Raw genomic sequence first — 12,365 nt, forward strand, 5'->3', positions numbered from 1 at the left:
CATTTAGGCTATGGCAGTGAGGACAGGTGGTCATATAAAATAAAGGTTTGGCGATCTCTATTTTATAACACCTGCTCCTTATTGCTAATTTCACAATATATCCATCCTTACTTTAAATACACTACCCATACTTGTGAGCCTGGTGTATTTATTAATTTTATAATGGGCTGCAGGCTAACTTAATTTAACTGGTTTTTGAGTAGTTAAAGTTTCTCGCTAAGAAACGATATGATGAACATGAAATCTTAAATATATCGAGTAAAAACACTGCGAAAAGTGACCTATAAGGTCACTTTTTTTGTTATTCTAATATGGGCAGGTTACAGAATATTATAGTACCTTGCATATATAAAAAACAAGCATATTAGTTATTTATGTTTTCGGTATATGTCGAAAATGTGATTCTGATAAAAATCTAATAAATTTATTTTGCTGCTTTTGTAAGTTACAGGTAATCAGTCTATTGTGTTAGATTATTTCCTTATACGAAATAAAAGCGGTAATTTTACCTATTCAATTTTTCTTATAACACACCATGAGTGACGTAAAAGAAATAGCAAAAGCTAACAATTATTCAGCCAATAGCATTCAGGTACTGGAAGGACTCGAGGCGGTGCGGAAGCGTCCGGCCATGTACATCGGCGATATCGGTATCAAGGGCCTTCACCACCTGGTATGGGAGGTAGTAGACAACTCTATTGACGAAGCTCTTGCCGGACATTGCGACGAAATATCTGTAACAATTAACGAAGACAATTCCGTTACGGTGTCTGACAACGGGCGCGGTATCCCGACAGACTTCCACACCAAAGAAGGCCGTTCGGCCCTGGAGGTGGTGATGACTGTGCTGCACGCTGGTGGTAAGTTCGACAAAGACACCTATAAAGTGTCCGGTGGTTTGCACGGGGTGGGTGTGTCCTGCGTAAACGCACTCTCAACAGACCTGCACGTGACCGTGCATCGCGACGGAAAAATATACGAACAGCACTACAATATTGGTGTACCTGCTTTCCCGGTGCGTGAGATAGGCGAAACTGAGAAAACAGGGACAACCGTCCGCTTTCAGCCGGACGCCTCCATTTTTACTACCACCGAGTACAAATACGATACCATCCAAGGGCGTTTGCGCGAACTGTCGTTTCTGAACAAGGGCATCCGCATTAACCTGACGGACCTGCGGGAGATGAACGATCAGGGGGAGCCGCTGAACGTTTCTTTCTTATCAGAAGGTGGTCTGAAGGAATTCGTGGCTTATCTTGATGAGACGCGCGAAAACCTTATACCGGAGCCAATTCACGTAGAAAGCGAGAAGAACGGTGTGCCAGTGGAAATTGCCTTGCAGTATAATACCTCATACGCTGAGAATATTTTCTCTTATGTGAACAACATCAACACCATAGAGGGCGGTACGCACGTGGCTGGTTTCCGCCGTGCCCTTACCCGCACCCTGAAGTCCTATGCTGACAAGTCGGGTATGCTGGATAAGGTGAAGATAGAGATTGCAGGCGACGACTTCCGCGAGGGGCTTACGGCTGTCATCTCGGTAAAGGTGCAGGAGCCTCAATTTGAAGGCCAGACAAAAACAAAGCTGGGGAATTCAGAAGTTTCCGGTGCCGTGGATACGGCTGTAGGCGAAATGCTGACACAATACCTGGAGGAGAACCCGAGGGAGGCCCGCATTATAGTGCAGAAGGTAATACTGGCGGCGCAAGCTCGTTTTGCAGCCCGTAAGGCGCGTGAGATGGTGCAGCGCAAGAGCGTGCTCTCCAGCACCAGCCTGCCAGGTAAACTAGCCGACTGCTCTGACAGCAACCCGGAGAACTGCGAGATATACTTGGTGGAGGGTGACTCAGCGGGTGGTTCTGCCAAGCAGGGCCGTAACCGTAAGTTCCAGGCTATCCTACCGCTGCGCGGTAAAATCCTGAACGTGGAGAAAGCGCAGGAGCACCGCATCTACGAAAACGAGGAAATCAAGAACATGATTACGGCCCTTGGAGTGAGCTTCGGAACAAAAGAAGACGACAAGGCCCTGAACATGGAGAAACTACGCTACCACCGCGTTATCATTATGACGGATGCGGACGTGGACGGTTCTCACATCCGTACGCTCATCCTGACTTTCTTCTTCCGTTATATGAAGGAGCTGATTGAGAACGGTTATATTTATATAGCGCTTCCGCCGCTCTACCTCGTGAAGAAGGGCAAGGAGGAACGTTACTGCTGGAGTGAGCAGGATCGCGTTAATGCCATACAGGAATTGGGCAAAGGCCGTGAGGAAAGTGTGGGTGTGCAGCGTTACAAAGGTTTGGGTGAGATGAACCCGGAGCAGCTCTGGAACACCACCATGGACCCTCAGCACCGCAGTCTAAAGCAGGTGTCTATTGACTCTGCCGCTGAGGCCGACCACCTCTTCTCGATGCTGATGGGCGATGAAGTTGGACCGCGCCGCGACTTTATTGAGCGCAACGCCAAGTATGCCCGTGTAGACGTGTAATCATCACCATCATAAATAAAGCAGCAGCGGCTATACCTGACAAAAGGTATAGCCGCTGCTGCTTTATTGCGTCTCATCAACTCTGCTTGCCTGTACTAGCCTGGCAGTTTCTCTCCTGTTAAGTGTGTTACTTCAATTTCATCTTGCAAACACAGGTGTTTTAGCTTCTGTTTTCACCTGTCAGCAATTATAACTTTTTACCGGAGCTTAAGTTGAATAAAGAAGGATACTATATTGAACCTTAAAGAAAAGCCTATGAAAGCAATCGTTCTAAACAACCCTGGAGGGGCAGAGAACCTGCAACTGCAGGAAGTAGAGAAACCCACACCACTTAAAAACGAGGTGCTGGTGAAGGTGCACGCTGTTAGCGTAAACCCTGTTGACACGAAGACACGTGAGGGGAAATCGTTTTATGACAAACTGAAAGAAGATTCTACGGTAATTTTAGGCTGGGATATTTCAGGAGTAGTGGAAGCTGTTGGCGACGATGTAACCAATTTTAAAGCGGGTGATGAAGTATTCGGAATGGTAAATTTTCCGGGCCATGGAAAAGCCTATGCAGAGTATGTGGCGGCACCCGAAACACACCTGGCGCATAAACCCGCCAATATTCCGCACCATGAGGCTGCTGCCGCTACGTTAGCAGCGCTTACTGCCTGGCAGGTGCTGGTGCATGAAGCAGGGATAAAAGCAGGCCAACGTGTGCTGATACATGCAGCAGCTGGCGGAGTAGGTCATTTTGCGGTGCAGATAGCGAAATATTTCAGAGCCATAGTTATTGGTACAGCCTCTGCCGAGAACCATGATTTTATAAGAAATATGGGTGCCGACGAGCAGGTTGACTATCACAAGTTTAATGTAGAGGATGTCGTGATGGATGCTGACATTGTGCTCGATTCGCTGGGAGAAGAAAATACCCGACGTTCGCTTGCTACCCTTAAAGAGGGTGGAAAAATTATTTCTATTTTAGGTGGCGCGAAGGAAGCTGTGCAGGAAGAGGCAAAAAAAAGAAAAATAGAGGCAAAAAATTATCTAGTACACTCCAGTGGCGAAGACCAGGAGCAGCTGGCGGAATTGATGCGGCAAGGCCATCTGAGGCCTCACGTGTCGCATGTTTATGAGCTAAAAGACATGGCCGAGGCGCATAAGCAGGTGGAAACCCGTAAGACGAAGGGTAAGGTAGTGGTGAATGTAGTATAGAAGCAAGCGCTTCTAAAAATCACAAAGCAAGCATGTGCTCTGAAAAGCACATGCTTGCTTTCATTTTAAGCCTCTTGTCCATGTTTTAGCCAGAAATGGTGCAGTGCATAAGACTGAGCTTGATTAATTGGAAATACTTACTATATTGGTTATAGGATATACTCTGTGGGGCGTGTAGTTTCTAAGGTCGGAATAGAAAGCTGTGAGAGTTGCTCCATACATAGTGTAGAAGAGGCAAATAACTCGGTAAATAATTAATTAGCTATCATAAGGCTAATTAATGAACCAGCTTTCCCCCTTTCTTTACACAACAAAGCTGCCTGTGCAAAACGCACATTTTAGGCACAGTCATTTAAAATAAAAATATAAGATGAAAAGGAATTTTATCCTTCAGGTATTATTAGCATTAAGTTTAAGTATGGTGAATGCAGCCTGGGCCGTGACGGTTCCGGCTATTTTCAGCGACCACATGGTGCTGCAGCAAAACGCAGAAATTATTATCTGGGGCTCGGCCAAGTCCGGGGAAGAAGTGACTGTAACAGGAAGTTGGGACAACAAGCCTGTGAAGACGAAGGCCAGCAACCTGGCGAAGTGGTCGGTAAAGCTGAAAACTCCTGCTGCAGGAGGGCCTTACACCGTCACCATCAAAGGGTATAATACGATTGTAATAAATGATGTGCTGACGGGCGAGGTGTGGCTTGCTTCCGGCCAGTCGAATATGGAATGGTCAGCAGCGGCGGGTATAGACAGAGCCGAGCAGGAAATACCGAAGGCGAATTACCCTGAGATTCGTTTCTTCAGTGTGGCCCACCAGACGGCCGACGGCCCGCAACTTGACCTGAAGGGGCAGTGGGTGGTAAGTACTCCCGAAACCATGAAACATTTCAGTGCCATCGGCTACTTTTTCGGAAGAGAGTTACATCAGGAGCTGAATGTGCCGGTAGGTGTGATTAACAGCAGTTGGGGTGGTACACCCGGAGAAGTGTGGGTAAATCCTGAAGTTATTGCTGGTGACCCGGTGCTGGCAAAAGCTGCAGCACAGCAGAAAGAAGTGGAGTATGGTCCTACACAACCAGGCAAAGCTTACCATGCCATGATTGCCCCCTTAATACCGTACCGCATCGCAGGTGCGCTCTGGTACCAGGGCGAGTCGAACACAGCCACTCCTGAGGCTTATGCCACCTTGCTGCCGGCGCTCATCAACAACTGGCGCAGCGAGTGGGGGCACGAGTTTCCGTTCTACTTTGTGCAAATCGCGCCTTATAAGGACTATGGCCCATATGCCGGTGCACTGCTGAGGGATTCGCAAAGAAAGAGCCTGAAAACACCAAACACGGGTATGGTGGTGGTAAGCGATATCGGCAACAACGACGACATCCACCCAAGAAATAAACTGGATGTGGGCAAGCGGCTGGCTAACCTGGCACTAAACAAAACCTACGGCAAAACAGAGCGGCCTGCCTCCGGACCTTTATTCCGCGACATGAAGGTAGAAGGCAGAAAAGTGAGGCTCTTCTTCGACTATGCTGACAACGGCCTAGTGAGCAAAGGCAAGGCTCTGACAAATTTCGAAATTGCCGGCGAAGACCAGAATTTCGTAAAAGCAGATGCCAGAATAGAAGGAAATACCGTTGTGGTGCAGGCAAAGTCAGTGAAGAACCCTGTGGCGGTACGCTATGAGTGGAGCAATACCGTGGATCCGAACCTGTACAACAAAGCAGGTTTGCCCGCCTCCTCTTTCAGAACAGACAACTGGCCCATGAAGCAGCAGCTTTAGACCACAGCATAAAGTAATTTTTACAGTACAGCACAATACCAACAGGTCAAACAACAGAGCCATTCACCTAGGTGAATGGCTCTGTTGTTTGACCTGTTAGAGGATACTTTATCGCTGCTAATCCTTATCTTCTCCGTTCGTCCACTTCGAAGCCAGAAGCCCTCCAAGCACAATGCCACCTAAAGCCAAAGCGCCTCCCAAGATTTGGTCGCGGTGAAGGCTGAGCCATACTTGAGGGCTGGAATAGGTGGCCTGTTCGTCGAAGTTTCCGTGCGCACCATGGTCTCCCGGGATAGGATCCCAAAGGTTGTGGTCCCGGTTCGGGTCCTCTGGTTCATCTGTTTGCTGTCCATCAAAAGCACTATTAGCCAGAACATAATCTGCATACCAGGGAGCTATTTTGTTACCAATTATCGCCTCCAAGGTAGAATATCCTACCCTGTACTCACGGCGTTCATGCTCAGCGGCGTAAGCGATTACTTCTGCAGCCACCTCTGGTTGGTAGATAGTGCCCATTGGCCTTGGCTTGTTTGGTAAACGGGTTTTCACGAATCCGAATTGGGTTGTGTTCATGGCTGGCAGTTGCACCATAGTTATCTTTACATTGCTTTTGTCATGCATCAGTTCGGTGCGCAGCGAGTCGTAAAAGCCTTGAATGGCATGTTTGGAGGCGCAGTACGCAGACTGTAGCGGAATGCCCCGGTAGGCAAGGGCCGAACCCACGAACACAATGGAACCACGGTCACGGGGAAGCATGCGCTTGAGTGCTGAAAGTGCGCCATACACCTGGCCGAGGTATGTCACTTCCGTTACACGCTTGTATTCATTAGCCTTCATTTTCTTTACAGGGCTAAACACACTGTTCATGGCGTTATTTACCCACACGTCAATCTCGCCAAGCTCTTCTTCTATTTTAGCGGCTGCCTCTTCCACGGCATCTGCATCAGCTACGTCTACTTGAATATAAACTGATTTACGCCCAAAGGCTGCTACTTCTTTTTTGGCTCCTTCCAGTCCGTCTAAACCGCGTGCTATAAGGCCCACATCATACCCTTGTTTAGCGAACTCACGAACAATGGCCCGTCCCAGGCCAGCAGATGCACCGGTTACTACTGCGACGCCCTTGTGATTACTGTCGTTATTTTCATTCATATGTTATGGCAGGTTAAGTATAAGTTTCTCCTGCTGAATGGTACGCCTCCTTCCCAGACTTAGTTTTAAGCAGCGCAGGTCTTGCCATTTGAATAGCCTGCGTACGTGTTTGATTTGCAGGAGATTGTTTAGGAACCCATCAAGTGTTGGGGCGTAAATGAGAGAAAAAGAAAAGCTATGAAAAAGGCAAAACAATTGTTGATGAAACATTCGGGATAACCACGCACAACCAACGGGTACTGTGAGGTTTTTAATCTGTTGTTTCCATTTCTTCCAGATGCACCAGGTAACGGGTTAGATTATCCCACTGCAAGCCCTGCACTCCGGCCCAACCACCTTCGGCCACCAGCGTGTTTAACAAGGCTCTATCACCGGCTTCATCGCCATGGTTGTTGATGCCTTCGTTTTTTCCTATTTCGTAGGCGTGCAGTGTTTTACCCTCGCGCATCACCCGAAATGTACTGCTGGCCTCCTTAATAAAAAAGTGTTCGATTACCTTATCCTCCTGGTCTTGTGCCTGCGGCTGCTCACTCGGGTGCACCACAAATTCCGCAAGGTTTGGCTCTTCTCTTATATCGGTAATTTTAACCCAATTTTCTAAAGTTGAGGCAGGGAGTATAATTTCGATAAAGAAGCCAATTTCAGGCTTACGTGTTGTTGTGCGGCGCCCATTCGCATCGTAAAGGCGAAACTCTGAACTGAACCCTTCTATCTTGGTCCACATGTTAACATCAAAGAGCTTTTGCTTTGCCCTTTCTAACTCCTGTATAGCGGTGGATTCATCAACAAACTCATTTTGGTTGCTGTAGACTTTGTCCTTGGTCCCCTCGCCCTGCACTACCTTGATTTCCTTTTTCAGGCTCTCAAACATGTCTTTTATTCCCATCTCGCTATGCTTCCTCCAAAAGCTTAAAAAATCAATGTATCAATGTTTTAACTCAAAGAGAATACGGCGCTGAAGGCGAGATGTTGGTGTTTATACCCGCTTTCGGCATGTTAAAAGACAAAATCAGGTAAAGTGCCTGTGGGCGTATAAGTTTTTAGATTATCCAGTATGTAGGAGGTATAAAATACGGCTTTACCTGGACATGCTCCATAATATGGCCGTGGCTCCAGGTTTGATGAATTCATAGCATAATCGATTAGCAATCTAAGCTCCTGTTTTTCAAAATAGATTTTTTAAAAGGTCATGATGCTGGTTATTAACTAAAAACAACGCAGCTGCGTTAAAATGAGTTTGTGTAGAACCTATATAATATAAAAACTATGGAAGAGACACTTTTGGGGTTTGGTATTTTCGGACTTATACTAGGGTTGGTGTTGCTAGTGCTGTATTTCTGGAGTATTGTATGGTCGTATAAAGATGCGGAACGAAGAGGTAAACCAGGGTGGCTTGTAGCCATTGTCGTAGCATTTCTGGCCTGGCCCATCGGACTACTCTTGTGGCTGCTCATACGTCCAAGCGATACAACACCATACCAGCGTTAAGGCTTATTTCAATGTCATAAAGTAGCACCTGCCGGTCTTGCAAAAGCACAAGTAGGTGCTACTTGTATCTACAGGACAGGCTCCTCAACTAAGATGCTCTACCAGATAGATGTGTGCATACACTTGGGTATTAATCAAAGGCTTCTGCTGACCCACTAGAACAGTCTGCATACATACTGTTGAAATATCGGCTGATTAAAGCATTAATGTGTCATGCCACATTGACTTATGTCCGGCGTATGCATGCCTCCCCCTTCAATAAGAGAATCAGGAAAAAATCTTCTTTCTAATTATAACTTTTTTGATTTACAACAATTTTAGTTTTAGAAGGAGACTATCAAAGTCGCCTGATATTTTTTAGCTGTGTAGAAGTTTGTTTGTTGTTTCTGTTATAATACAGCTGTAAATCAGGTGATTGTGTTGTTTTTTTTGATGGTGCAAATCGCTGTATAGAGAGGTTGAAACGGGAGATAATTTTTTATAGATAAATAGATTTTGTACTTTTGTGGTTCAGTCAATAATTTTTTGTGTAAGTGCTCTGAAAACAGAGCCGTTAAAGCTTAGGAAAAAAACAGAAGAATGAATAATAGCAACGTAGCTATCCTCGGAGCAGGAAACCTCGGAGTCGCAATTGCAGAAGGCCTTGTAAGTAATGGCCAGTTTAAGCCGGAAAATGTTTTTGTAACCAGAAGAAACACCAAGTCTATACAGTTTCTGAAAGACAAAGGCCTTCAGGTAACAAACAGCAACAGCGAGGCCGTGAAGCAATGCCGTTGGATCATGCTGTGTGTGCAGCCAGCACAACTCGAAAACGTACTCAACGATATAAAGCCACACCTGAACCTGGAGCAGCACGTACTGCTGAGCGTTATAACGGGGGTGACAATTGATAAAATTGTGCTGTCTGTAGGCGATTTCCCAATCGTGCGCAGCATGCCAAACACAGCCATCGCTGTGCAGCAATCCATGACCTGCCTGGCCTTCAACGAAAGGGCATCGCAGGTGGAGCAGGAAGTAGTGGATATATTCAATTGTTTAGGCGAAACCCTAATCATTGAAGAAGAATTGATGGCCGGGGCCACCGCCCTTTGCTCCAGTGGCATCGCCTTTAACATGCGCTTTATACGTGCGGCTACGCAGGGCGGAATTCAGCTAGGCCTTGATGCCGAAGATGCCCAGAAGATTGCGGTGCAGGTAAGTAAAGGCGCCTCTACTTTGCTTGCAGTAAATGAATCACACCCGGAGCAGGAAATAGACAAAGTAACAACTCCTGAAGGTTGTACCATTGCTGGCCTGAACGAGATGGAACACCAGGGGCTCAGCTCTGCGGTTATCAAAGGTCTTGTTACTTCTTTTGAAAGAATTCAGATCCTGAAAGAACAACGGGAAAAAGAATCAGCATAATTGATTTTACTTGTTGCTGCTCCCAGGCTATAGCACGCGTGCTATAGCCTGGGAGCAGCAACTTTTTAGTTTAAGGCGGTTTGCTCTTAAGGCAGTCCCATATCATCTGCAATAACCACTATTTTTTTGCACACAGCTGTTGCAGTCGGATAATAGCGCATGGGTGTGCAGGTCTGCCTAGTATAGCAGCACAATTGAACAGGGACGGGTATGTGTTCTGTCCGAATAGTATATTTTTAATTAAAACAAACAAATATAAATGGATCATCAAGCGCAGCTTGTTGTTGTAAAAGTAGGTTCTAACGTACTTACAAAGGACGATGGCTCACCCGACAGAGAACGCATGGCTTCTCTCGTGAAGCAACTTGTTTTTTTAAAGGAACAGGGACTGCAGGTGGTGTTGGTTTCTTCAGGAGCAGTAGCCTTTGCCAGAAAACACATCACCTTCGAAGAGAAAACAGAATCAGTTGTTAGAAAACAAATTCTTGCCTCAGTAGGGCAGATAGACATTATACATGCCTACAAGGATCTTTTTCAGAAAGAGGGGCATCAAATCGCCCAGATTGTGGTGACACCGCAGGATTTCCGCTCCCGGAGGCATTACCTGAACATCAAAGACTGTCTTCTGGGCCTGCTAAACCATGGTATTATCCCGGTTATCAATGAGAACGATGCGGTAGCGGTTACGGAACTTATGTTCACAGATAATGATGAGCTTGCCAGCATGACCGCCGCCATGATAGATGCGGATACGCTGATTTTGTTGACGAACGTAGACGGTATCTACAAGGGACATCCCGATGACCCTGCTTCACAACTGATTGAGCGGGTAAGCCGCAAAACATCTGGAGTAAGCCGTTATATTGCCTCTTCAAAGTCTGCCTTCGGCAGAGGCGGGATGCAGAGTAAGATGAAGATGGCAAAAAAAGCGGCTTTTCTAGGTATACATGTTTACATTGCCAACGGTAACCGTGAGGACGTGCTGCACGACTTCTATCATAACAAATTGAAGGCAACTTACTTTGAGCCCGACTCATCCAAACCAAATCTGCGGAAATGGGTAGCCCACAGTGACAACTACACCAAAGGTGAAGTACACATCAATGAAGGTGCTAAAGAAGCTTTGTATTCCGATGAAGTAACCAGTTTACTACCCGTAGGTATTGCGTCTGTAACCGGTGATTTTTCGAAAGGAGACATCATCCGTATCAGAGATGCGCACGGGGAGAAGATAGGGCTCGGTAAAGCGGAGTATAACTCCAGAAAAGCGACAGAGCGGGTAGGATTGAACAATCAGAAGCCGCTCATTCATTACAATTACTTATATTTATTTAAATATCATAACGTCTAAAAATATGGCATTGCAACAGGTTTTCGAAAGTGTAAAGCAAGCGAGCAGGAAATTGAATCTGCTCTCTGAAGATAAGGTAGAAAAGGTGCTGCAAGACCTTGCCAAAAAGGCCGTTGAAGCCACTGATATTATTCTGGCAGAAAACCAGAAAGACCTGCAGCGCATGGACGCCGACGACCCAAAATTCGACCGATTGAAACTGACGAGAGAGCGGGTGGAAAGTATAGCCGCTGATATACGCAATGTAGCCAGCCTGCCTTCTCCACTTGGTAAGGTGCTGTCTGAGAGGAAGCTGGAGAATGGGCTGGAGCTTAAGAAAGTGTCGGTTCCCTTAGGCGTTATCGGTGTGATTTATGAAGCCCGGCCAAACGTAACTTTCGATGTTTTCTGCCTGTGCCTCCGCTCAGGAAATGCGCTGCTGCTAAAAGGAGGCAGTGATGCAAAAGACTCAAACACGGCCATTGTCAAGCTGATACATGAGGTGCTCGAAAGCAATGGCGTAGACAATAACATCGTGCAGCTCCTGCCACCAGACCGCGTAGCCACACATGAGATGCTGCATGCAGTGGATTATGTGGACATTATCATTCCACGCGGCAGCCAGGGCTTGATCAACTATGTGCGCGAAAACTCGAAGGTGCCGGTTATTGAAACAGGAGCCGGTATTGTACATACCTATTTCGATGAATTTGCGGACCTGGATAAGGGAAAGGAGATTATTGTAAACGCTAAAACACGAAGAGTGAGTGTGTGCAATGCTCTTGACTGCCTGGTGATTAACAAGAACAGGTTAAATGATTTGGCAGAAATAGGAAAAGGTTTGGCTCAGAAAGAAGTAGACGTATATGCCGATGCACCTGCTTATGAAGTGCTGAAGGGGAACTACCCGGATGAAAAACTGCATAAGGCAACGGAAGAACATTTTGGAACAGAGTTTCTGTCCCTTAAAATGTCTGTTAAAACAGTGGCTGGTCTGGATGAGGCCATCGAGCACATTAACAAATACAGCTCACAGCATAGTGAAGCCATCATCTCTGAAAACGAGGCAAATGTAGAGCACTTCCTGAAAGCTGTGGATGCCGCCGCAGTATACGCCAATGCCTCAACCGCCTTCACCGACGGAGCTCAATTTGGTCTTGGTGCCGAGATAGGCATCAGTACCCAGAAGCTACACGCCCGCGGCCCAATGGCATTAGACGAGCTAACCAGCTATAAGTGGATTGTGAAAGGAAACGGACAGGTAAGGGTTTAAATATAGCCGGAGAACCAGTAATAAACTGCAAGGGCCAACTGTTGTGCTATGGCAGCAGTCGGCCCTTTAGTTTTTAAAAGAGTATCAGGCTGTAGCCGGGCGTGTTTTTCCACAGACGCAGGAAAGCAGAATTCAAAGACGGTTATCAAGCCTTTGGAAGAAAGCACTTTAGATTGAGTGCAAAAATTTTTGTTGCCACTTTGTACACTTCAGTATCAAATTATAGTTATATTTTGTGGTATGGCAG

9 protein-coding genes are annotated in these 12,365 nt (G+C 46.5%); 7 read left to right on the forward strand and 2 right to left on the reverse strand.

What is annotated here, in order from left to right; translation table 11 throughout:
• Positions 1-535 precede the first annotated feature (535 nt).
• The 3 genes from gyrB (at position 536) to E1919_RS18285 (ending at position 5,471) form a co-directional block, all read left to right on the forward strand.
• Positions 536-2,494, forward strand: coding sequence for a DNA topoisomerase (ATP-hydrolyzing) subunit B (gyrB, locus tag E1919_RS18275; RefSeq protein WP_162054860.1), 1,959 nt, complete (start codon positions 536-538; stop codon positions 2,492-2,494).
• Between the two features lie 255 nt (positions 2,495-2,749).
• Positions 2,750-3,694 carry an NADP-dependent oxidoreductase gene (locus E1919_RS18280; protein WP_162054861.1) on the forward strand — a complete coding sequence of 315 codons (945 nt, stop codon included), beginning with the start codon at positions 2,750-2,752 and terminating at the stop codon, positions 3,692-3,694.
• A gap of 370 nt (positions 3,695-4,064) precedes the next feature.
• Positions 4,065-5,471: a sialate O-acetylesterase gene (locus tag E1919_RS18285; RefSeq protein WP_162054862.1), complete on the forward strand. Its 1,407-nt coding sequence runs from the start codon at positions 4,065-4,067 to the stop codon at positions 5,469-5,471.
• Between the two features lie 117 nt (positions 5,472-5,588).
• On the opposite strand, the gene E1919_RS18290 is transcribed toward E1919_RS18285, so the two are convergent.
• Both E1919_RS18290 and E1919_RS18295 read right to left on the reverse strand, forming a co-directional pair.
• The gene (locus E1919_RS18290; protein ID WP_162054863.1) at positions 5,589-6,623 is read right to left on the reverse strand and encodes an SDR family oxidoreductase; all 1,035 of its coding nucleotides are present in this window, start codon (positions 6,621-6,623) and stop codon (positions 5,589-5,591) included.
• A 250-nt stretch (positions 6,624-6,873) separates the two neighbouring features.
• Positions 6,874-7,509: a hypothetical protein gene (locus E1919_RS18295; protein ID WP_162054864.1), complete on the reverse strand. Its 636-nt coding sequence runs from the start codon at positions 7,507-7,509 to the stop codon at positions 6,874-6,876.
• 380 nt (positions 7,510-7,889) lie between these two features.
• Between E1919_RS18295 and E1919_RS18300 the strand changes: the two genes are divergently transcribed.
• The 4 genes from E1919_RS18300 (at position 7,890) to E1919_RS18315 (ending at position 12,118) form a co-directional block, all read left to right on the forward strand.
• Positions 7,890-8,111, forward strand: coding sequence for a hypothetical protein (locus E1919_RS18300; RefSeq protein ID WP_162054865.1), 222 nt, complete (start codon positions 7,890-7,892; stop codon positions 8,109-8,111).
• 579 nt (positions 8,112-8,690) lie between these two features.
• Positions 8,691-9,515 (forward strand): pyrroline-5-carboxylate reductase, encoded by an 825-nt coding sequence (gene proC, locus E1919_RS18305; RefSeq protein WP_162054866.1) that lies wholly within the window; start codon positions 8,691-8,693, stop codon positions 9,513-9,515.
• 259 nt (positions 9,516-9,774) lie between these two features.
• Positions 9,775-10,866: a glutamate 5-kinase gene (gene proB / locus E1919_RS18310; protein ID WP_162054867.1), complete on the forward strand. Its 1,092-nt coding sequence runs from the start codon at positions 9,775-9,777 to the stop codon at positions 10,864-10,866.
• A 4-nt stretch (positions 10,867-10,870) separates the two neighbouring features.
• Positions 10,871-12,118, forward strand: coding sequence for a glutamate-5-semialdehyde dehydrogenase (locus tag E1919_RS18315; RefSeq protein WP_162054868.1), 1,248 nt, complete (start codon positions 10,871-10,873; stop codon positions 12,116-12,118).
• The last annotated feature ends 247 nt before the right edge of the window (positions 12,119-12,365 follow it).

It is taken from the genome of Pontibacter pamirensis (assembly GCF_010015475.1).
GTDB lineage: Bacteria > Bacteroidota > Bacteroidia > Cytophagales > Hymenobacteraceae > Pontibacter > Pontibacter pamirensis.